We start from the raw sequence: 22466 nt of genomic DNA, 5'->3' as shown, positions 1-22466 counted from the left end.
GATGACTGATGACTGTTTACTGATTACTGATTACTGATTACTGAAATTATGAGCGTCCTTGTCCCCTCGACCGAAACCGAACAGGATATTTTCCCCACTTCCAACCTGTTTCTGCAGCAAAGACTGAAATTAATCGAAGATTTATGGAAAGAAGTCTTAGTCTCCGAATGTGGTCAAGAATTAGTTGATTTACTGGAATTACTGCGCCATCTCTGTTCTGAGGAAGGACAAGTGACCGATGATAGTCCGGAAGCAATGATCGCCAAAATGATTGAAGACTTGGAACTAGGGGAAGCGATCAAAGTTACCCGCGCTTTTGCCCTCTATTTCCAGTTAATAAATATAATCGAACAACACTACGAACAAAGGGATCAGCAACTACTGCGACGGACGGTGATCGGGGAAGAAAACGAAAGTCCCAAGGCTGAACCAACGCAAAAAAGCCTTTTAGCCACCATTGTCGGGGCCGATTGGCTAGAAAAAACCCTAAACGAGTCCGATCACTCCAGCCCAAAATCGGGGCTATTTCACTGGTTATTTCCCTATCTTAAACAGGTGAACGTCCCCCCCCAGGAAATTCAGCGTCTTCTCGATCAATTAGATATTCGTCTGGTTTTTACGGCCCACCCCACGGAAATTGTCCGTCATACCATTCGCATTAAACAGCGCCGCATCTCGGGCATTCTCGAAAAACTCGACCAAGCAGAAGAAATCTTTCGCAGTATGGGGTTAACTAACTCCAGAGAAGCACAGACAGTCACCAAACAGTTAAAAGAAGAAATACGTTTTTGGTGGCGAACAGATGAACTACACCAATTTAAACCCACCGTCGTCGATGAGGTGGATTATGCCCTCCACTACTTCGATGAAGTTCTCTTCGATTCCCTACCCCAGTTAACCCTGCGTCTGCAGCAAAGTCTAGAATCCTCCTTTCCCCGTTTACGAGCGCCAAAAAATAACTTCTGTCGCTTTGGTTCTTGGGTGGGGGGCGATCGGGATGGCAATCCCTCCGTTACCCCCGAAGTCACCTGGAAAACCTGCTGTTATCAGCGCAATCTCGTTGTTAAAAAATATCTCGATGCTATTCGCGACCTGACCAGTATTTTAAGTGCCTCCCTGCACTGGTGTCACGTCTTGCCGGAGTTGCTGGACTCCCTGGACAGAGATAAACAGCAAATGCCCGAAATCTATAGCCAGTTAGCAATCCGCTACCGTCAGGAACCCTATCGCCTCAAATTGGCCTTTATTCAAAAACGTCTGGAAAATACCCGCGATCGCAATGATCGCCTTAATGACCCGGAAGAACGACAATTATTAACTAAACTCAACGAAACCAACATCTATCGCTCTGGTTCCGAGTTTTTAGCCGAATTACAGCTATTACAGCGCAGTCTCTTGCAAACCGGTCTTTCCTGTCAAGAACTCGATCAACTGATTGCCCAAGTGGAGATTTTTGGCTTTGTCCTGACTCAGTTAGATTTTCGGCAAGAATCCACCCGTCACGCCGAATGTATCGAAGAAATCGCGGCCTATCTCGGAGTTTTACCCAAACCCTACGGCCAATTAACCGAATCAGAAAAAATCGCCTGGTTAGTGGCGGAATTAAAAACCCGTCGGCCCTTAATTCCCCGGGAAATGCCCTTTTCGGAAAGAACCTGCGAAACCATTGAAACCCTGCGAGTTTTAAGAAGTCTGCAAGGGGAATTCGGTCTGGAAATCTGCCAAACCTACATTATCAGCATGACCAACGAGGCCAGCGATGTGCTAGAAGTGCTGTTATTAGCCCAAGAAGCTGGTTTATACGACCCCGCCACTAGCCGCAGTTCCCTCCGCATCGTTCCCCTCTTTGAAACCGTCGATGACCTCAAACACGCCCCCGGCATCATGCAGACTTTGTTTGAATTGCCCCTCTACCGGGCAGCCCTAGCCGGCGGTTACGACCATTTAGGGGCTTTAAACGGGGAGGACGTGACCCCGGAACCGGCCATCCTCGAACCGGGTAATTTACAGGAGATTATGGTGGGTTACTCCGATAGTAATAAGGATTCCGGCTTTTTGAGCAGTAATTGGGAAATTCATAAGGCCCAGAAGGCTTTACAAAAAACTGCTAAACAATACGGCGTGGATCTACGTCTTTTTCATGGCCGGGGCGGTTCCGTCGGTCGCGGTGGGGGTCCGGCCTACGCCGCTATCCTCGCCCAACCCCGGGGAACGATTAACGGTCGCATTAAAATCACCGAACAAGGCGAGGTTTTAGCCTCGAAATACTCTTTACCGGAATTGGCCTTGTATAACCTCGAAACGGCCGTAACGGCAGTCATACAGGCAAGTTTACTGGGCAGTGGTTTTGATGATCTCGAACCCTGGAATCGCATCATGGAGGACTTGGCCACCCGTTCACGGCAAACCTATCGCAGTTTGATTTATGAAGAACCGGACTTTTTAGACTTCTTTCTGTCCGTAACTCCCATTCCTGAAATTAGTCTTTTACAGATTAGTTCCCGACCGGCGCGCCGGAAAAGTGGTCAACAGGATTTAAGTACCCTGCGGGCAATTCCCTGGGTGTTTAGTTGGACGCAAACCCGTTTTCTTTTACCGGCTTGGTATGGTTTAGGGACAGCTTTACAGATGTTTCTCGATGATTCTCCTAGCAGAAATTTGGAATTGTTACGCCATTTTTATCACAAGTGGCCTTTCTTCCAGATGGTGATTTCTAAGGCAGAAATGACTCTATCAAAGGTGGATTTACAGATGGCCTATCACTACGTCAGTGAACTTTCTAAACAGGAAGATCGAGAACGTTTTCAACGTCTGTTTGAAAGGATTAAAGAGGAATATAATCGCACTAGCGAGATTGTTCTCCAGATCACCGGCGAGAAACATTTATTAGATAATGATCCGAGCTTACAGCGCTCGGTGCAGTTACGCAACGGTTCGATCGTTCCCCTCGGTTTCCTACAGGTGTCTCTCCTCAAGCGTTTACGTCAATACAATAGTCAAGCTCAATCCGGTGTGATTCATTTCCGCTATTCTAAAGAGGAGTTATTAAGGGGCGCTTTAATGACGATTAATGGTATTGCCGCAGGGATGAGAAATACCGGTTGATTACAGATAATTAATGGTAGTTTTCGGGTGGTTATCTTGAAGGTAATCTACCCTATTTTTAAAATTTGTCAACTTTTTGTAGAACTTCTACTAAGTTGTTATTTTTAAAGGGAAAATCACCGTTAAAATTGGGCATTACTTCTGATTTTATCACTCAATCCCAGCTTTTGGGGGGTTCTATTGGCTAATATTAAGTAGCTGGTTATAATTAAATTAAAAATGGATTTTAGGTTCGATCCCCCCTGCCCCCCTTGATAAGGGGGGTGCCGATCCCCCCTTAGTCCCCCCTTTAATCCCCCCTTAATAAGGGGGGCATCTGATAATTTTTAACGCCTACCTACTTACTATCACTTATTGACTAAAAATGAAGATTTTACTGCTAACAGTTGACAATTGATGAGCGACCCCGAAGAGAGGCAATTAAGCTCACTGGTGTGTCGGAAGATTAGAGATTGTGCCAAAATGGAGAAAGTGACCCAAGGATTACAGGTAAATTGTTAAAAAAAGGATCGAGTAACCGTGACTGATACGAACTTAGATATACTATCCCTGACGGATCCAGCGATCGCAGGGATTTTGCAAAAAGAACTGCAACGTCAAAGAGATCACCTAGAATTAATCGCTAGTGAAAACTTTACCTCGGCTGCCGTCATGGCCGCCCAGGGTTCGGTTTTAACCAACAAATACGCCGAAGGACTGCCAAAAAAACGCTACTATGGCGGTTGCGAATACGTTGACGAAGCGGAACAATTAGCGATCAATCGGGTTAAACGACTATTTGGGGCAAACCACGCTAACGTACAACCCCACTCTGGCGCCCAAGCTAATTTCGCCGTTTTCCTGACCCTCTTGCAGCCAGGCGATACGATTATGGGCATGGATCTCTCCCACGGTGGTCATCTTACCCACGGTTCCCCCGTTAACGTTTCCGGGAAATGGTTCCGAGTCGTACAGTACGGAGTAAGTCCCGAAACCGAACTCCTCGACTACGATCTCATCCTTGACATCGCCCGCAAAGAAAAACCCAAACTAATTATCTGCGGTTATTCTGCCTATTCGCGCCGGATTGATTTCGAGAAATTCCGCGCCATCGCTGACGAAGTGGGGGCCTACCTGATGGCAGATATCGCCCATATTGCCGGTTTAGTGGCCACTGGTCATCATCCTAACCCCCTACCCCACTGTGATGTGGTCACTACCACCACTCACAAAACCCTGCGCGGTCCTAGGGGGGGGTTAATTATGACCAAAGACGAGGAATTAGGCAAAAAATTCGATAAATCCGTCTTCCCCGGTACCCAAGGCGGACCCCTAGAACACGTGATTGCGGCGAAAGCTGTGGCTTTTGGGGAAGCATTGAAACCGGAGTTTAAAATCTATTCGGGCCAAGTAATCGCTAATGCCCAAGCTTTAGCCGGTCAGTTGAAGGCTAGAGGGATTAAAATTGTCACCGATGGTACGGATAATCACTTGATGTTACTCGATTTGAGATCCGTGGGCATGACCGGGAAAGAAGCCGATCGCCTGGTGAGTACCATTAATATTACCGCTAATAAAAACACTGTTCCCTTCGATCCCGAGTCTCCCTTTGTCACCAGTGGTCTGCGCTTGGGTTCCCCGGCTATGACCACCAGAGGACTAGGAGAAACGGAATTTATCGAGATTGGCAACATTATCGCCGATATTCTCCTTAATCCAGGGGATGAAGCCCTGAGAACTGCTTGCCGTCAACGGGTAGCCAAACTCTGTGAAAGCTTCCCCCTCTATCCCCATCTCCATATTTCCGTCCCCGCCTTGGCCTAAAAAGAGAGATAATAAAAGTTCATAATTGGCGATTGCCTGTCAGTGGCCAATTGTGAATTAAATCGCCCCCCAATTCCCATGTCCGGAGATTTATACTATCTAATTGCTTTTCTGATCGCCCATACCGTGGTACTTTGGAGTACCCCCCTCGTCAGAACCGTCGGACTGAAAAGCGGTTACGTCGATAAACCCAACGAAAGGAAGGTCCATGAAAAGCCTATGGTTCGACTGGGGGGAGTTTCGATTTTTGTCGGCGCTTTAACTGCCCTCCTGATCGTTTGGTGGTTGGGAGGGTTTGCCGGTTTAAACAGCGATCGAGAATGGGAAGTGTGGGGCGTAACCCTAGGCGGTTTGGGCTTTTTTCTCATCGGTCTAGCGGATGATCTTTTTAATCTTTCGCCCCTCAATCGTCTGGTAATGCAGTTTAGCGTCGCTTTTCTAGCTTGGCAAGCTGGGGTGAGGATCGATTTCCTCTCTATTCCCTTCGGCGATTTATTACAAATTCATTGGCTAAGTTTACCGATTACTCTCCTCTGGTTAGTGGGGATGGCTAACGCGATTAATTGGATTGACGGTTTAGATGGATTAGCGGCGGGAGTTTCGGGTATATCTGCCGTGGTGATTTTGATTGTAACTTTGGTGATGGGACAACCGGCCGCCGCTATTATCGCCGCCGCTTTAGCGGGTGGGGCCTTGGGTTTTCTGCGTTACAATTTTAACCCCGCCCAAATTTTTATGGGGGATGGTGGGGCCTATTTTATGGGTTTTACCCTGGCGGGTGTGGCGGTGATTGGATTGGCTAAAACCACTGCTGTGACTACTGTTGCCGTTACCGCCGTCCTATTGCCCTATCTCATCCTCGCGGTTCCTCTCCTCGATATGTCCACGGTGATTATTTCCCGTCTCAAACGCGGAAAATCTCCTTTTGTGGCTGATAAACGTCATTTACACCATCGTTTACTGAAAGCGGGTATCTCTCACCGTCTGACAGTATTATTTATCTACGCTCTAACTCTCTGGGTGGGCAGTTTAGCCCTCGGTTTTTCCAATGTTCCCAGTGGTTGGGGTTTTGCCTTTGGTGCGACTCTCCTCCTCGGTTACGTCGGTTGGCAAGTCTGGCGCAATCGTGGCAGTGAACCGTAAGCCGTCTTAAACTAGAAAAAGGATTAATAATTAAGATAGCGGCAGGATGACTCTGGGAGTTTAGCAAATGTCTAACGAAACCGTAACTTATTCCCTTGAAACGGTCCTCAAGGAAATCAAAGACAGCATCAAGGAAGTCAACCACAAAGCTGATAGAATCGAGCAACGTCTGACAAAATTAGAAATCGGACAGGCAGAACTTAAAGGAGAAATTAAAGCTTTAGATGAGCGACTAAGCACAAAAATTGACGGATTGACCGCTAGAGTTGCCTATCAAGAGTTTACTAATCGAGGCATTTTGATCGCCCTTGTTGTTGCTATTTTAGGAGGAGCAGCTAAACTTTTTGGGTTTATTGGCAACCCCTAGAAGTTGCCCTTAGCATCATAAATTTTTCCTATCTTATTTTTTCAGCAAGCCCTAATTAAAGTTATCAAAAGTAGGAGTTTAGCACAATGTCTAACGAAACCGTAACTTATTCCCTTGAAACTGTCCTGACAAGGATTGAGGGAAAAATCGACTCTTTACAAAGAGATGTTAATGAGCGTCTCACTAAGCTAGAGATAGGACAATCAGAAATAAGAGGGGATATTAAAGCCCTAGATTCTAAAGTTATGGAAATAGAAAAGCCTATTGATGACCTGAATGCACGGGTGAATATTACCACTAATGGGTTTCTTGGCATTGTCGGAATTTTGGTGACAGGAATACTAGGCATTCTGGGAAAAATCGTCTTTTTCCCTAATCCCTAAAAGTTGTCTTTAGTCTTTGTTTACTCTACAATTTTCAAGGATACAGAGAAAAATGATCTGCAAAAATCCCTCTTTCCGTTCTCCTCTCTGCGACTGTAGCGCCTCTGCGTCAAACAAAAAATATAAAACTCAAGCCCTAATTACAGTAATTCTATATTGATTTTCTGTCACCACAACTTCAGTGGATAATCTTTCTTCCATAGGTAAAGCATTTTTCCTCCTATCAAAGATAAATAACCAACCAAAATCTAAACCCAAACGCCCTAAATAAGATTCTAATTGTTCAATTCCGTCAGCTTGCGGATTGCGTTTTTTATCCCGCCATACTTTTAATTCAATCCCTAAAGTTACATCTTTATACTGCAAACATAAATCCATTCTGTCACTACCAATTGCATATTCCCTTTCTAAAACTCCTCCACCATTAACCACACGATGTAAAAAAGCCATTAATACTATATGCGGAGCAATTTCATGGTAAGCAGCACTACTTAATAATGGTTCTCCATGCTGTCGCCAAAACTTGAGAAATGCTGTTAATAAAGCATCTATATTTAATTCACCTTTTGCTGTCAACCAACTAGGACTAATTAAAGGTAAACTGTCCTGAGTTCCTTGTACTAAAACGCGGGGAATTACTTCACGATAAATGGGGTTAGAAATAACTAATCCCCCCATCGGATCACGTCGTAATAATCCTAAATCTATTAAATATTGCCTATCATCTGCTAGGGTATCGGGTAAGGTTTGCCCTGCTAAAATTGGTTCAATAATGTTTTTAACTCGTTTTTCTCTGAGTTTTTCCGCTAAACTATCTAAATGAGTATCCTGACGAGCAATTAATATTTCCTTAGCTTGTAAAATGTTTTCTTCGGTAATAGCAATACTTCTATCTTTTACCATTTTTTCTACAATTTCTTTAGCTAAAGCATTGACTAACCAAGGTTGTCCTTGGGTTAAATCAAACGCTGTTTCTATTGCTTCTGGTGTAAAAAGTTGTCCAGTTGCTGCTGTATGTTGTTGATATAATTCTCCCACTTCTGCAAGATTAAAATTTCGCATAGTCAGAGAAGCAACTTTGATATTAAAAGGACTAGATGTATTTAATCTATCACTACCACCAGATGCTACTTTATAATCTCTCACATCTCGTAAACCAATTAATCCTACTGAGGTCGGAAAATTTTCAGGACGGTTAGGAAAACCATCTCTTAACTGTCGTAAAACTGATATTAATGTTTGGTCTTGTAAAGAGTCAATTTCATCTATAAATAATACTAAAGGGCGGTTTAAGGATGTTGCCCAATCTGATAAAAAAGCCTTAATTCTGCTTCCCGGTTGTTCCTGTTGCCATTGTTTAGCAGCTGGTTGCAATTCTTTAGGTAAACGGATATTTATTGTATTATACCATGCCCCTAAAATTGCCAATTCTGCGGCAGTAGGATCATGATTAAATGCACTTCCTACTTCCACTGATACCATGACTGCGGCATAATTTCCGGTGTCGGTAAGTTGTTTTGCTAGGGATAACATAGCGGTGGTTTTCCCTGTTTGTCGTGGTGCATGAAGGACAAAATAACTTTCTTGTTCAATTAGCTCCTCTAAATCTGGTAATCGTACTGTGGGAGATAACATATAGTGGATATCGTCTTTACAGGGACCGGCAATATTAAACCAGCGAGTCATGGTATTTTGGCAGTGGGTGAACTCTTTAAGTTTACACTATCTATAATTATGTTGGTATCAAGCAAGATTTTCACAGGTTATGTTTCTCCTTTAAATATTCCCATTTAGCTTGATCTGGATCAAAATCAGGAGGTGCAGGTTGGGTTTTCTCAAACCAGTTTTGCAAAACCTTGATTTTAGTTGGTCTTTTTGGTGTTTCTGGTGCTGATTCAGTGGTTAGGGTTGTGGTATGATCAAGGGTATCTGTAGCTGCCCAAACTACAATTTCCCCTTTTCTGGGGGGTAAATTCAGGGGTTCGGTAATTACTAAGTTACCAGATTGATCAATTTTTCCTTTGAGTTTGTATGCTTGCATGATATTTTTCATGAGACTCTGTTTTTATATTATTATCTCAAATTGACTGAATTGGAGGTTATTAACTGAATGTACACCTTAAAAATTAGTAGAGTTGGAAATTCCTTGGCTATAACATTACCTCAAGAAGCTCTGGAAAAACTTAAAGTTCAAGAAGGAGACAGTGTATTTGTCACTGAAACACCAACAGGTATTATTATAACTGCTGGTAATCCTGATTTTGAAAAAGCAATGGAGGCTTACAGAAAAGTCAGCACAAAATACAGAAATGCACTTCATGAGTTAGGGAAATGAATGGAATTTTCTGGTTAAATGAAATAATTGTTAAAGCTATACATGAAGACCAATTAATACAGCATGGTGGTCTTGCAGGTGTGCGAGATAACAATTTGTTTTTAGCTAGTTTAGATAGACCGAAAAATTTACTTGCTTATGGTGAACCTACACCCAGTATATTTGATTTAGCTGCGGCTTATGGTTATGGATTTGCTAAAAATCATGCTTTTATAGATGGTAATAAACGGGTAGCTTTCGTAGTAATGGCTATCTTTCTGGAATTAAATGGATATTCGTTAGATGTTCCAGAACCCGAAGTTGTTTTAATAATGGAACGACTAGCAAACGGTCAAGAAAGTCAAGAAACTATATCAGAATGGCTGCGAGAAAATTCTATTAAATATTAAAGGTTATCTGTGGCTGCCCAAACTACAATTTTCACGTTTCTGGGGGGTAAATTCAGGGGTTTGGTAATCACTAAGTTACCAGATTGACCAATTTTTCCTTTGAGTTTGTATGCTTGCATGATATTTTTTTAGGACTTACGCAAAAGGGAACGAAAGTAGGGGTAATTCATGAATTACCCCTACGCAAGAATAAGGTTTTCAGTCACATCTTGCGTAAGTCCTAAATATAAAATGGTGATTTTTCCGCTCTTTCGCATCAAGACTTGTGGAGTGTAACCTATGTTAGGATGTCTCTAGTATATTTCTTAAAAATTAATCTACAGGAATATCACTATGAGCTTACAGCGAGAGGTAGAATTAAAATCAGATGCAGGAATGGACTACAGCAAACTCCGTGACTTACTCAAAGCTGGGAAATGGAAAGAAGCGGATGAGGAAACAGCAAGGGTAATGTTAGCGGTTGCAAACCTCGAAGAAGAAAGTTGGTTAGATAATGAACACATTGATAATTTTCCCTGTGCAGACCTCCGCACCATTGACCAATTGTGGGTAAAATACAGTAATGGTAGATTTGGGTTTTCTGTTCAGAAACGCATTTATCAGGGTTTAGGGGGAACGAGAGAATATAACCGAGAAATCTGGGAAAAGTTCGGGGACAAGGTAGGATGGAGAGAAGGAGGAAGCTGGTTGTCTTACATTGATATTACTTTTGAGATGAAAGCACCTAAAGGCCAACTCCCATGTGATTGTTGGGGTTTTTGGTTTTTTAGGAATGATTTTTCGTTTGGGTCTTCTCTCGCGTCGAGACTTGTAGATTGTAACCTGTAAAGGTTACAAGAAAATATTAAGTTTGTAGGGTGCGTTAGGAACGCAAAAAGATTATAAAATATACAAATAAATTAAATACGCGACGTAACGCACCATTATTATTAAATGAGATTTTTAAAAACATAATAAAATAAATTATTTAGTAAATATGAGGTGCGTTACGCTGTCGCTAACACACCCTACAAATTATCTATTACATCAGAAGATTAATAACAGAAGTCGGGGATCTAAATTTTATCAGAATCAGATATAATCAAATTGGGTAAATAACCAAAATAATCTATGAATACGTTAGAACTTCGTGAACAAATCCAAAAATATGTTGAACAACTGTCACCAGAAAAATTACTCGTAGCAGTTGATTTTTTAGCATATTTGGCAACAAGAGAAGATGATGCTACTCAAGAGTTATTAGAGATTGTAGGATTTAAAGAAAATTTTGATCATGCTAGAGAAAATGTAAAACAAGGAAAGGTGATTACTGTTGACAAACTTAAACGAAAATATTAATTATACTGTTGTTATTAGTATTGATGCAGGGGAGTTTTTTGAATCTGCTTCTGCTACTTTACAAAAAAAGTTAGATAGATGTTTTGAACGTTTAAAAATTAATCCTCGTAATCATCCTAATATAAAATCTCTCAAAGGTGAGTTATCAGGTTATTATCGTTATCGAGTAGGTGACTATAGAGTTATTTATGAAATTAATGATGATTTAAAACTGGTAACGATAATTTTTATCGCCCATAGAAGTAAAGTTTATGAATAGCTGAAATAAAAATTAAGCAGCCAATCCTGTAGGGTGTGTTAATTAAATGCAACGTACCTTATAAATTCACCGTTAAATATCTTTGAAAAAAGCATTGTTTCCAAAAATACTTCATTTAAAACACTCAAGCTCTAATCACAGTAATTCTATATTGATTTTCCGTCACCACAACTTCAGTTGATAACCTTTCTTCCATAGGTAAAGCATTTTTCCGCCTATCAAAGATAAATAACCAACCAAAATCTAAACCCAAACGCCCTAAATAAGATTCTAATTGTTCAATTCCGTCAGCTTGCGGATCGCGTTTTTTATCCCGCCATACTTTTAATTCAATCCCTAAAGTTACATCTTTATACTGTAAACATAAATCCATTCTGTCGCTACCAATGGCATATTCCCTTTCTAAAACTCCCCCACCATTAATCACACGATGTAAAAAAGCCATTAATACAATATGCGGTGCGATTTCATGATAGCCAGTGCTACCTAATAACGGTTCTCCGTGCTGTCGCCAAAATTTGAGAAATGCTGTTAATAAAGCATCTAGATTTAACTCCCCTTCTGGTGTTAACCAAGTCGGTGCAATCATTGGTAAAGATGCCATTGGTGTGACTGTTAATACTCTGGGTAACACTTCCCGATAAATGGGATTAGCAATAGTTAAACCTCCGTAGGGGTGCATTTTACATAATCCCAAATCAATGACAAATTGAATATCATCATTAGGTATATTCCCTAATTCTAAACCGGCTAACATCGGTTCAATAATGGCTTTAATTCTTGGTTCTCTTAAACGTTCTGCTAAACTATCTAAGTGAGTATCCTGACGAGCTATTAATATTTCTTTGGCTATTAAAATGTGTTCTTTTGTAATAGCAATACTTCTATCTTTTAACATTTTTTCTACAACTTCTTTAGCCAAAGCATTAACTAACCAAGGTTGTCCTTGGGTTAAATCATAAGCTGTTTCTATTGCTTCTGGTGTGAAAATTTGTCCGGTTGCTGCTGTATGTTGTTGATATAATTCTCCCACTTCTGCAAGATTAAAATTTCGCATAGTCAGAGAAGCAACTTTTATATTAAAAGGACTAGATGTATTTAATCTATCACTGCCTCCCGATGCTACTTTATAATCTCGCACATCTCGTAAACCAATTAATCCTACTGAGGTCGGAAAATTTTCAGGACGGTTAGGAAAACCATCTCTTAACTGTCGTAAAACTGATATTAATGTTTGGTCTTGTAAAGAGTAAATTTCATCTATAAATAATACTATGGGACGATTGATAGCTTTTGCCCAATCTGATAAAAAAGCCTTGATTCTGCTTCCTGCTTCTTTCTGTTGCCATTCTTTTACAGGTGGTTGCAATTCTTTAGGTAAACGAATATTTATTGTATTATACCATGCCCCTAAAATTGCCAATTCTGCGGCAGTAGGATCATGATTAAATGCACTTCCTACTTCCACTGATACCATGACTGCGGCATAATTTCCTGTAGCAGTAAGTTGTTTTGCTAGGGCTAACATTGCGGTGGTTTTCCCCGTTTGTCGTGGTGCGTGTAGGACAAAGTAACTACGTTGTTGAATTAGCTCCTCTAAATCTGGTAATCGTACTGTGGGAGAGAGCATATAGTGGATATCGTTGGAACAGGGACCGGCAATATTAAACCAGCGAGTCATAGAATTTTATTATTTAGTGGACATTTTAATTTTAGATGATTTTGGTGGGGTTTGTCATGGCAGGAAGGAAGAGGTGATGATCGGCAATACCTTGTTATGCTTGATTATGATCAATTATTGTTATGTAGAGGAATGGTAGGCTGATTTTACGTTTGCTAATGGGTAGTGATACTAAATCTGGTTATTAAAAGTGGCATTTAATATACAAGACTTTGATTGTTGATAGCTTACTGGTATAATGTGGGAGCGCATTGATATGGTTAACTTCCATGACCATCGTTACCTAAACCCGATCGAACGATGGTGACAGGAGATCAGTTAATGATCAAAATTGAAAATCTTAAGCTAATTGTCAAAAATTATGGCCGCTGAAATTATTTGTGTAGGAACGGAATTATTATTAGGGGATATAGTTAATACTAACGCCCAATATTTAGCTCTAGAATTGGCAAAATTAGGCATTCCCCATTATTATCAAACGGTGGTGGGGGATAATGTAGAAAGACTGAAAAAAGCGATCGCTATTGCCCGAGAACGTTCCTCAATTTTAATTTTTACCGGGGGACTGGGACCTACTCCCGACGATTTAACCACAGAAACAATCGCCGATTTTTTCCAAACGCCCCTTAGAGAAGATAAAGAGATTTTAGCAGAAATCGAGGCTAAATTTACGAGTTTAGGGCGAGAAATGCCTCCTAGTAACAGTAAACAGGCTTTAATACCCGTGGGAGCCGATTTTTTGCCAAATCCGACCGGAACCGCCCCCGGCATGATCTGGCAACCAGAGACTAACATAACTATTCTCACTTTCCCCGGAGTACCCTCAGAAATGAAGAGAATGTGGGTAGAAACGGCCATTCCTTACCTAAAAAGTCAAGGATGGGGCAAAGAGAGGATTTATAGTCGTTCTCTGAAATTTCGCGGTATCGGTGAGTCAGCTTTAGCGGAAAAAGTAGCCCATTTATTCGCTCTGACTAATCCCACCGTTGCCCCCTATGCTGGTTTAGGCGAAGTGCGTTTGCGAATTGCGACGAAAGCCCCTTCTTTACAGGCTGCTTTGCAGGTAATTGAACCGGTAGCGACGGAAATTAAGGAAATCGCCGGATTAGATTATTTTGGGGCCGATGATGATACTTTACCCTCGGTAGTGGGGGAACTGTTGCGGCGACAAAAACAAACTTTGAGTGTGGCAGAATCCTGTACCGGAGGGGGATTAGGGGAAATTATCACCCAAATCGCCGGCAGTTCCGATTATTTTTGGGGTGGGGTTATTTCCTACGATAATCGGGTAAAAGTTGCCCTCTTAGACGTAAATGAGCAGGATTTAAATAATGTCGGGGCTGTCAGTGCCATTGTTGCCCAACAGATGGCTCTAGGAGTGCAAAAACGCCTCGCTACCGATTGGGGGATCAGTATCACGGGTATTGCTGGACCAGGAGGAGGCAGTGAGACAAAACCCGTGGGCCTAGTTTATATCGGTTTAGCCAGTCCTGACGGAAAAGTGACTGTATCAGAGCATCGTTTCGGAGAAAATCGAGATCGCTTGACCATTCGCCAGATTAGTGCCTATACCGCCCTCGATCGCCTACGACGGAACTTATTAACAATATCTTAAAAAAGAATTACCAAGAATATATACTCAGACTAAAAAGTTATGTTAAGCTTAATATAAGTACAAGATATAGATTCCCCCGTTCGTCAGATTGAACAGCCAAACGATAAAAATTAGTTAAAATTCTCTAGAATCAAGCTTTTGCGTGGCTGTTGCGGGGATCAATCGACGAAAACTCATAGCTAGTATCTCAAAGGAGCCATTTGGTCAATGGACTATTTAGATGAAGTGATAGAAAAATTGAGAGAATGGGCGCGCAAACTGGTCGAGAGTGTTTTTGGTCCGGAACCCGAACCCGAACCCGAACTAATCCCGATCCCCGTGCGCGATCACAGTCGATAAAGCCACCAGTAAAACAGAATATTGCGATAATATCAGTGCAAACTTACTATGAGTCTGCACTTGATTTTTAGGTGAAGCCAAGTCTAGCTTAGAGCAGGCTGAATAAATCTAAAATTTAGACTTTTTGGAAATCAAAAAGTACCAGATATGGGAGTAAGCGGGGGTAAAATTCAGGTAATTTTTTCCTAAAAATTAGGTAGGGTTTGCTGAATAAATCTAAAAACCTTGTTAGATAAGGCTTTTAGACTTTTTTCCCTCAAAAAGTGTTGACCATTGGAGTGATCCGGGGTAAAATCCCTGGACTTTTTCCCTGAAAATTAGGTAACTGACTACCTAAAAATCGGTAAAACCCCACACCCCACACCCCACACCCCACACCCTGCCCCCACGAGCAACTTTTTGCCGTAAACCCTAGCTTAATTTGGTGACTATTTGATTATTTAGTAACAATTCTTGACTGAGTAAATCTTCCACATTAATCCGCAGAAAACACTGATCATCAATCCAGAACTGCACTTTAATGCGATCTTTACCCCGGAAACCTAAAGGATCGAGTTTAGCGATCGAACGGGCCCCCTCGCGATCATTTAAGGGTTGGACGCTAGTTTCTCCATTACTCAGGGAACGAGTAATTAATTTATCACCATCAAAATAAACCTCCATTGCTCCACTTTCTGTGCCTAATTCGCCGATAATTAACTCAATGCTGGGTTGATTGTCCACGGAAGCACCTAGGACTAATTCCACGGGTTTTTCCATGGGATAGGGTTGTCCAGAGTTAATAATTGGATGCCAAGCGTGGGCATTTTTGCGACGATTCCAGTAACGAATGCCGTAGCTATGATAGAGAAAATCTTTGACTTGATAACCTTGGGTTAATTGTAACGCTCCCAAAGCGATCGCTTCAAAGGGTCGATCCTCTTTAATTTTACTACTATCAAAATACTGTCGCACCCAATCTTTTACCGCCGGAATTTGTACAGTTCCCCCAACTAATAACACCGCATCGATGTCGCTAACTTCAATTCCATTGCGTCTTCCCTGTTGCAAAACTCCCGTCATTAAATCATCTAATTGATTAAAAAAGTTTTGTTGTTGGAGAATATCGGTCAATTGTTCTCGATCTAAGCTTAACTCGTAACTCTCGAAATTTTCCTGATCAAAATATACCTCCTCGGCGGTTAATTGGGAAGAAAGTTTAATTTTTAATCTTTCCGCTAGACGAGTAGTCAAGGAAGTTTTCGCTAAAGATTGCTTTTGGGCAAAATAATCGACAATCCAATCATCGATATCTGACCCCCCTAAATTTATCCCCGCCTTGGCTAAAACTCTGGCTAGTTTAGTTTTTTGGGCGGAATTATTGCCTAAAAGTTTTTCTCCCCACTTGAGAATAAAACCTTGATTTTTTTGAGGATTATCTAAATCTAATTGTACCAAAGAAAGATCGAGGGTGCCACCGCCAAAATCTACCACTAAAATTACCTGATCACCCGTGCTTCCATAACCCAAAGCGGCGGCCGTGGGTTCATCAATTAGTCGAATTTGTTCGATTTCCCACCCCTGACAAACATTACTTAACCAATTGCGGTAACTTTCAAAACTATCAACGGGGACGGTTAAAACTAGAGATTGGGGGGTTTCCGAGGTGGTGTTTTTTAAGTTGTCGATGATGCTATCAAGGAACCATTGACCAACCCCCTCGAAACTGAGGACAGTTTCCTCTAATTCTGGTAAAAATCCTTGAATTTTTGCCCCGATACCTCGTTTAAAGCGACGAAAAAAACGCGGATCTTGATCGATATCTAAACCCCGATCGCGCACTGCTTGACCAGCAATTACTTGCAGAGGATTGGCTGATTTAATATAGAGTAAACTGGGAATTAGGGGCGGATTGTCGGCTATTTGTTGGGATAACTCCGATAATTTCACGGTTTCGGCCCTATTTGTCGCCCCATTCCAACGAGTAATGACGGTATTGCTGGTTCCGAAATCAATAGCGTAGAACACGATCGATAGTTTTTAGGTAAATTTAGTTAATTATTGGCTATTGTAACCTGTTATTTAGTGAAACCGCCCGATTGAGGTGGAAGTTTCCCTAAAAAATCGGGAATTTGTTCAGCGCAAGCTAAAGAATTCTGTGCAGAAACTTGACCAATAATCTTTAATAGTATAAGTTGCACCTGATCAAAGGATTATGTTAGCAGTTACTACCTCACCCGAAACCCTCTCCTTAGAAATTCCTAGCGCGATCGCTCTCTCTATCACCCTTGAACAGTTTGAAGCCCTTGCGGAGGTCAACCGGGACTTAAAATTAGAACGTACAGCCCAAGGAGAATTAATCGTGAATCCCCCGACAGGTGGCGAATCAGGACAGCGAAATTTTAGCTTAACGACTCAACTGGGTCGCTGGTGCGAAGAAAATGAAGCTTTAGGAGTCGGGTTTGACTCTTCCACTGGATTTATACTGCCAAATGGGGCGATTCGTTCTCCCGATCTATCTTGGGTGAGTCGAGAACGCTGGGAATCTTTAACCCCTAAGCAGAAAAAAGGATTTATTCCCCTCTGTCCCGATTTTGTGGTGGAATTGCGCTCTGAATCCGATAGTCTTGACAAATTACAGAAAAAACTGCTTGAGTATAGGGAAAATGGCGCAAGGTTAGGCTGGTTAATCGATCCCCAGAATCGGCAAGTTGAAATTTATCGTCAAGGAAAGGAAGTAGATATCTTAGAAAATCCCACTGATTTGTCAGGTGAAGATGTTTTACCTAATTTTAGCTTAAATTTAAAGCTCTGATGTTTTAAGGAGTAATCCTGCGATATTCTGCCAATGTTTTTGAGATCGGGGAGTCGCTTTAAAATTATCTAAGAATTCTTTTTTCTAGGTCATCATCAAATGAGCATCGAAAAGTCTTTAGTTTCCTCAGGTAAAAGTCTTTATCAAGAAGATTTCTACCGATGGTTACAAGAAACCGCTAATTTACTCAAAGAACATCGTTTTGAAAAATTAGACTTAGAAAATTTGATCGAAGAAATTGAAACGATGGGAAGGAGTGAAAAACGAGAACTAGAAAGTCGCTTAACCGTCATTGCCGAACATTTGCTTAAATTGACTTACTGGCTAACTGAAAAGGAAGCAAACGCTCAAGGGTGGCGCAGCACAATTGTTGAACAACGCCGACAAGTTCAACGCTTATTAAAGGAGAGTCCAAGTCTGAGAAGATTGATTCCTGAAATCTGGATAGATTGTTACCAAGCAGCCAGAGAAGATACTGTCAGAAAGTATCTTCTCTCTGCTGATTTATTCCCAATTGAATCACCCTTTGCCCTTGCAGAAATCCTTGATTCTGACTATCTTCCTTAAAACTAAAGTTTGGTGTTTTATCGATGAAGACAATGCCTAACAAAGCCAAGCGTTAAACGGCAATCACTACCTCTGATTTACCAAATCAAAGTAAGATTTAAACTAAATTCTGGCAGAATACTTTCCCCCGATAAACTCTCTGGATTAGTTAAAATTTTTACTGCCTGTCCTTGACGATAAATTTCCACTTCTCTAGTTTTTCTATTGATTAACCAACCTAAACGAGTCCCATTATCTAAATATTCCTGCATTTTTTTCCTAGCGGTTTCTAGGCTATCACTAGGAGACATTAATTCAATGACAAAATCGGGAGATAGAGGTAAAAATCTTTCCTTTTGTTGCGGGGTTAAAGCTTGCCATTTTTCTAAAGGTATCCAAGCAGCATCGGGAGAGCGATCGGCCCCATTCGGTAGTTTAAATCCTCCAGAAGAATCAAAAGCGATACCCGTACCATTATTATCTGACCAATTAAATAATTTTTGGGTGATTCTACCGTTACTATTGCCCGTTTTTCCTCCGGTTGGTGGCATAATAATTAAATCTCCTTTGGCGCTGCGTTCCAAACGTAAATCTCGGTTATCCTGACAAAGTTGAAAAAACTGTTCATCGCTGAGTTGCCAAGATTCAAATTTAATTTCTACTACTGTCATCATAGATTCTCTTTTATAGGATTATAGAATTACCAAATATTATCAAGTTCTAAGACAAATTGAGATAAAATATTTTCCCCCGATAAACTCTCTGGATTAGTTAAAATTTCTACTGCCTGTCCTTGACGATAAATTTCTACTTCTCTAGTTTTTCTATTGATTAACCAACCCAAACGAGTCCCATTATCTAAATATTCCTGCATTTTTTTCCTAGCGGTTTCTATGTTGTCACTAGGAGACATTAATTCAATGACAAAATCGGGAGATAGAGGTAAAAATCTTTCCTTTTGTTGCGGGGTTAAAGCTTGCCATTTTTCTAAAGGTATCCAAGCAGCATCGGGAGAGCGATCGGCCCCGTTAGGTAGTTTAAATCCTCCAGAAGAATCAAAAACTACACCTAATTTATGTAGGTTATTCCATAACCATAATTGGGCAGTGATTCCAGCGTTAGAATTGCTGGTTTCTCCTCCAGTCGGTGGCATAATAATTAAATCTCCTTTTGGGTTGCGTTCCAAGCGTAAATCTCGGTTATCCTGACAAAGTTGAAAGAACTGTTCATCGCTGAGTTGAAACGAGTTAAATTTAACTTCTACTGTCATTATTATACCCAACCTACTCTCGTCTAAAATTTATGGTAACGCCCTAGGGCAAGAGATGTTCCTGGATGAAATTAGTATAAACATCTCCGGCTAAAAAGGCGGGAGTTTCCAATATTTTACGATGGAAATCAATAGTTGTCGGTACTCCCGTGATCGCACATTCCCGCAGAGCGCGTTTCATGCGTTTAATCGCAGTTTCGCGATTTTCTCCCCAGACAATTAATTTACCGATTAGGGAATCGTAATAGGGGGGGATTTCGTAATCGGTGTAAACGTGGGAATCCATGCGGACACCCGGACCACCGGGGGGCAGATAACCGCTAATTTTGCCGGGGTGAGGGCGAAAATTGTGATCGGGATCCTCGGCATTAATGCGACACTCGATCGAATGCCCTCTAAATATCACCTGATCTTGCTTAATTTGCAGTTTTTCGCCCTGTGCCACCAGAATTTGTTCTCGGATCAGGTCTATCCCCGTGATCATCTCCGTGACGGGGTGTTCCACCTGAATACGGGTGTTCATTTCCATGAAGTAAAAATTGCCCTGTTTATCGACTAAAAATTCCACAGTTCCCACCCCGACGTAATTAATCGATTTAGCGGCTTTAACAGCGGCATTACCCATTTTTGAGCGTAAATGGGGCGTTAAGAAGGTGCTGGGTGCCTCTTCTAGCAGTTTTTGGTGTCGTCGCTGAATCGAACAGTCTCTTTCTCCTAAATGGATCACGTTACCGTGACTATCGGCCAAAATCTGAAACTCGATATGTCGGGGACATTCGATAAATTTTTCTAGATATACTCCTGAATTGCCAAAAGCCGCTTCTGCTTCTCCTTGGGCGGCTTTTAACATATTACCTAGTTCATCTGCACTCTTGACAAGACGCATCCCACGCCCTCCACCGCCGGCGGTGGCTTTAATCAGGACAGGATAACCGATGTCATCAGCGATACGTTTTGCTTCCGCTTCTGAGGTAATTAAACCACCACTGCCGGGGATAGTGGGAACTCCCGCTTTTTGCATGGTTTTTTTAGCGGTAGATTTATCCCCCATAGCCAGAATAGCACTGGGAGACGGACCGATAAAAGTTAACTGATGATCGGCACAAATTTCGGCAAAGCGGGCGTTTTCTGCCAAAAAACCGTAACCGGGATGGATGGCCGTGGCGTTGCGTGTTAGGGCAGCCGAGATGATATTAGGGATATTTAGGTAACTTTTGCTGCTCGGAGGCGGACCAATACAAACACTCTCATCGGCCAATTGAACATGAAGGGCATGGCGATCGATGGTAGAGTGGACGGCAACGGTTCTAATGCCCAATTCTTCGCAACTATGAAGGATTCTTAAGGCGATTTCCCCGCGATTGGCGATTAATATCTTGGCAAACTGCATTGGACGACCACGAGATCAGGCTGGTGTGATAGGCGACTATTTAGTAGAATATCTGGTTTTGTTACCTTGGGGAAATCGGGAAGTGGGGAAGTGGGGTGCGGGGTGTGGGGTGTGGGGTGTGGGGTGTGGGGAGAAAAAATAAAAATAATCTCCTGACTCCTATCTCCTGACTCCTGACTCCTGACGGCTAAATTAACCGACTTCGTCTCCCTCCCCGGTCAAGATTGAAAGCGATAAGCTAGAGTGTGAGAAGTGAAAACCTTTTAATCTCGTTTCGCCCCTAGAGGATAATAGCTCGATGTTGCGAATTATCACAGAGCCATGGTCAGCCAGAACGGAACTGAGACGAATTCGGGAACGATTCGACGATCCGGAAATTCGGGAAAAAGAATCGCTTGTCCGAGAGATTATCGATCAGGTGCGACTTACTGGCGATCGCTCGTTGGTGGATTACACGGAAAAATTCTACCAACAGTCCCTTAATCTACAACAACTTAAGGTGAGTGGCTCGGAACTCGATGCTGCTTATCAACAGGTGTCCCAGGATTTATTAAATGCGATCGCTATTGCCTGTGCAAAAATGGAGGCTTTTCACCGTCAGCGTCTTCCCAAAGCTTGGGTGCAGTTTCCTGAGGATGGTACGGTTCGAGGGAAACGTTATCAACCGATTAACAGTGTGGGAATTGTCGTTCCCGATGGTAAACGAGCCTATCTCAGTTTATTGCTCCAACAGGCGATTCCTGCCAAAATAGCGGGGGTTAAACGGATTGTCATGGTGTCCCCCGCCGATGAGGATTTACGCATCCATCCGGCGATTTTAGTGGCAGCCCAATCGGTGGGTATTAGTGAGATTTATCGGGTGGCTGGACCACAGGCGATCGCCGCTTTAGCCTACGGGACAAAAACGATCGCTCCTGTGGAGATGATTGCCGGAATAGGTGATTTTTACACTAATTTGGCTAAAAAACTGGTTTCTGATCATGTAAAAATCGATTATCTCTCTATTACTTCTGATTTAGTTATTATTGCTGATAATCAAGCTAATCCTAGACAGTTGGCCCTAGATCTATTAGCGCAAGCGGAACAGTATTCCCTAGCGGCAGCGATTTTATTGACGACGGATAAGGCTTTGGCTTTAATAGTACAGGAAGAAGTACAAAAACAGTTACAGGTACATCCCCAGAGATTGTTAACGGAAAAAGCGATCGCTCATTATGGTTTAATCGTGGTGGTGGAATCATTGGAGAAAGCGATCGAATTATCGAATCTTTTTGCTCCTACCCATTTATCCTTAATGATCGATGAACCCTGGGAAAAGCTATCTTCTGTGAGACAATCGGGAACTATTCTCCTTGGTTCTACTACTCCAAAAGCGGTGGCTGATTATTTAGGTTGTCCCGTGGGAGTGGAAACTTTTCTCGATTCCGCCACTTTGATCGAATATCCCGCCGATTCCTTCGCCTCCATAGCCCACAATCTACAAATATTAGCGCAAGCAGAGGGCTTTACGGCAACGGATGAGGGCATAGAGTACCGAGGACAGGACAAAACCTAGAAAAAGTATGGTCTTGTGACATATTTTTTGATTCCCATATCCTTAATTTTTTTACCTTGCTGTTCTTCGAGATTACCACTTCCTTTTTTATCTAATATCTCCCCATAGATTGGGATGACTCTCTTGTCATAAATTAGACTCACCATTAAGATAT

23 protein-coding genes are annotated in these 22466 nt (G+C 42.0%); 15 read left to right on the top strand and 8 right to left on the bottom strand.

Annotated features, from left to right (window positions below; all coding sequences use genetic code 11):
* The first annotated feature begins 48 nt into the window (after nt 1-48).
* From ppc to H6G40_RS04340, 5 genes are all read left to right on the top strand, one after another.
* Complete coding sequence (gene ppc / locus H6G40_RS04360; protein ID WP_190537319.1) at nt 49-3105, top strand: phosphoenolpyruvate carboxylase; 3057 nt, start codon at nt 49-51, stop codon at nt 3103-3105.
* Between the two features lie 519 nt (nt 3106-3624).
* Nucleotides 3625-4908: a serine hydroxymethyltransferase gene (gene glyA / locus H6G40_RS04355; protein ID WP_016515346.1), complete on the top strand. Its 1284-nt coding sequence runs from the start codon at nt 3625-3627 to the stop codon at nt 4906-4908.
* A gap of 78 nt (nt 4909-4986) precedes the next feature.
* Nucleotides 4987-6051, top strand: coding sequence for a glycosyltransferase family 4 protein (locus tag H6G40_RS04350; RefSeq protein WP_002732067.1), 1065 nt, complete (start codon nt 4987-4989; stop codon nt 6049-6051).
* Between the two features lie 67 nt (nt 6052-6118).
* Nucleotides 6119-6418 (top strand): hypothetical protein, encoded by a 300-nt coding sequence (locus H6G40_RS04345; RefSeq protein WP_002761685.1) that lies wholly within the window; start codon nt 6119-6121, stop codon nt 6416-6418.
* An 86-nt stretch (nt 6419-6504) separates the two neighbouring features.
* Nucleotides 6505-6801, top strand: coding sequence for a DUF4164 family protein (locus H6G40_RS04340; protein WP_002744759.1), 297 nt, complete (start codon nt 6505-6507; stop codon nt 6799-6801).
* 129 nt (nt 6802-6930) lie between these two features.
* Here H6G40_RS04340 and H6G40_RS04335 read toward each other — a convergent pair whose 3' ends face one another.
* Nucleotides 6931-8487, bottom strand: a complete 1557-nt coding sequence (locus H6G40_RS04335) for an AAA-like domain-containing protein (RefSeq protein ID WP_190537317.1) — start codon at nt 8485-8487, stop codon at nt 6931-6933.
* A 70-nt stretch (nt 8488-8557) separates the two neighbouring features.
* Nucleotides 8558-8842: a hypothetical protein gene (locus H6G40_RS04330; RefSeq protein WP_016515349.1), complete on the bottom strand. Its 285-nt coding sequence runs from the start codon at nt 8840-8842 to the stop codon at nt 8558-8560.
* Nucleotides 8843-8911: 69 nt separating this feature from the next.
* On the opposite strand from H6G40_RS04330, the gene H6G40_RS04325 reads away from it, so the two are divergent.
* Nucleotides 8912-9136 carry an AbrB/MazE/SpoVT family DNA-binding domain-containing protein gene (locus H6G40_RS04325; protein WP_002751127.1) on the top strand — a complete coding sequence of 75 codons (225 nt, stop codon included), beginning with the start codon at nt 8912-8914 and terminating at the stop codon, nt 9134-9136.
* Entirely contained in the window at nt 9133-9525 is a 393-nt protein-coding gene (locus tag H6G40_RS04320) for a type II toxin-antitoxin system death-on-curing family toxin (RefSeq protein WP_002731957.1), read from the top strand. The genes H6G40_RS04325 and H6G40_RS04320 overlap by 4 nt, the downstream gene beginning before the upstream one ends.
* Here H6G40_RS04320 and H6G40_RS23635 read toward each other — a convergent pair.
* Entirely contained in the window at nt 9522-9644 is a 123-nt protein-coding gene (locus tag H6G40_RS23635) for a hypothetical protein (protein ID WP_002733163.1), read from the bottom strand. The genes H6G40_RS04320 and H6G40_RS23635 overlap by 4 nt on opposite strands.
* A 214-nt stretch (nt 9645-9858) precedes the next feature.
* On the opposite strand from H6G40_RS23635, the gene H6G40_RS04315 reads away from it, so the two are divergent.
* The 3 genes from H6G40_RS04315 to H6G40_RS04305 all read left to right on the top strand — a co-directional run bounded on the left by H6G40_RS04315 (nt 9859) and on the right by H6G40_RS04305 (nt 11122).
* A complete protein-coding gene (locus H6G40_RS04315) occupies nt 9859-10353 on the top strand; it encodes a GUN4 domain-containing protein (RefSeq protein WP_081330839.1) in 495 nt (164 codons plus the stop codon).
* Between the two features lie 282 nt (nt 10354-10635).
* Nucleotides 10636-10863, top strand: coding sequence for a hypothetical protein (locus H6G40_RS04310; RefSeq protein WP_002734104.1), 228 nt, complete (start codon nt 10636-10638; stop codon nt 10861-10863).
* A complete protein-coding gene (locus H6G40_RS04305; protein WP_002734303.1) occupies nt 10838-11122 on the top strand; it encodes a type II toxin-antitoxin system RelE family toxin in 285 nt (94 codons plus the stop codon). The genes H6G40_RS04310 and H6G40_RS04305 overlap by 26 nt, the downstream gene beginning before the upstream one ends.
* A 124-nt stretch (nt 11123-11246) precedes the next feature.
* Here the strand turns inward: H6G40_RS04305 and H6G40_RS04300 are convergent, their stop codons facing one another.
* Nucleotides 11247-12803 carry an AAA-like domain-containing protein gene (locus H6G40_RS04300; RefSeq protein ID WP_069474401.1) on the bottom strand — a complete coding sequence of 519 codons (1557 nt, stop codon included), beginning with the start codon at nt 12801-12803 and terminating at the stop codon, nt 11247-11249.
* Nucleotides 12804-13164: 361 nt separating this feature from the next.
* On the opposite strand from H6G40_RS04300, the gene H6G40_RS04295 reads away from it, so the two are divergent.
* Both H6G40_RS04295 and H6G40_RS23630 read left to right on the top strand, forming a co-directional pair.
* Nucleotides 13165-14418: a competence/damage-inducible protein A gene (locus H6G40_RS04295; protein WP_002793358.1), complete on the top strand. Its 1254-nt coding sequence runs from the start codon at nt 13165-13167 to the stop codon at nt 14416-14418.
* 207 nt (nt 14419-14625) lie between these two features.
* Entirely contained in the window at nt 14626-14757 is a 132-nt protein-coding gene (locus H6G40_RS23630; protein ID WP_002731870.1) for a hypothetical protein, read from the top strand.
* A gap of 411 nt (nt 14758-15168) precedes the next feature.
* On the opposite strand, the gene H6G40_RS04290 is transcribed toward H6G40_RS23630, so the two are convergent.
* Nucleotides 15169-16764 (bottom strand): Hsp70 family protein, encoded by a 1596-nt coding sequence (locus tag H6G40_RS04290; protein WP_069474402.1) that lies wholly within the window; start codon nt 16762-16764, stop codon nt 15169-15171.
* A 187-nt stretch (nt 16765-16951) separates the two neighbouring features.
* Here H6G40_RS04290 and H6G40_RS04285 point away from each other — a divergent pair, with 187 nt between their 5' ends.
* Nucleotides 16952-17551, top strand: coding sequence for a Uma2 family endonuclease (locus tag H6G40_RS04285; protein ID WP_002732928.1), 600 nt, complete (start codon nt 16952-16954; stop codon nt 17549-17551).
* A 99-nt stretch (nt 17552-17650) separates the two neighbouring features.
* On the top strand, nt 17651-18118 hold the full coding sequence (locus H6G40_RS04280; protein WP_002732981.1) for a DUF29 domain-containing protein: 468 nt from the start codon (nt 17651-17653) through the stop codon (nt 18116-18118).
* A 77-nt stretch (nt 18119-18195) separates the two neighbouring features.
* On the opposite strand, the gene H6G40_RS04275 is transcribed toward H6G40_RS04280, so the two are convergent.
* The 3 genes from H6G40_RS04275 to accC are packed head-to-tail and all read right to left on the bottom strand — an operon-like array spanning nt 18196 to nt 20757.
* Nucleotides 18196-18771 (bottom strand): Uma2 family endonuclease, encoded by a 576-nt coding sequence (locus H6G40_RS04275; protein WP_069474403.1) that lies wholly within the window; start codon nt 18769-18771, stop codon nt 18196-18198.
* 26 nt (nt 18772-18797) lie between these two features.
* Nucleotides 18798-19367, bottom strand: coding sequence for a Uma2 family endonuclease (locus H6G40_RS04270; RefSeq protein ID WP_016514655.1), 570 nt, complete (start codon nt 19365-19367; stop codon nt 18798-18800).
* Nucleotides 19368-19410: 43 nt separating this feature from the next.
* Complete coding sequence (gene accC, locus H6G40_RS04265) at nt 19411-20757, bottom strand: acetyl-CoA carboxylase biotin carboxylase subunit (RefSeq protein WP_069474404.1); 1347 nt, start codon at nt 20755-20757, stop codon at nt 19411-19413.
* Between the two features lie 298 nt (nt 20758-21055).
* Here accC and hisD point away from each other — a divergent pair, with 298 nt between their 5' ends.
* A complete protein-coding gene (gene hisD, locus H6G40_RS04260; RefSeq protein ID WP_002734219.1) occupies nt 21056-22312 on the top strand; it encodes a histidinol dehydrogenase in 1257 nt (418 codons plus the stop codon).
* The last annotated feature ends 154 nt before the right edge of the window (nt 22313-22466 follow it).

It is taken from the genome of Microcystis viridis FACHB-1342, from assembly GCF_014698335.1.
Lineage (GTDB): Bacteria > Cyanobacteriota > Cyanobacteriia > Cyanobacteriales > Microcystaceae > Microcystis > Microcystis ichthyoblabe_A.
The sequence above is the reverse complement of the archived record's forward strand: the minus strand, read 5'-3'. Positions and strand labels throughout refer to the sequence as shown.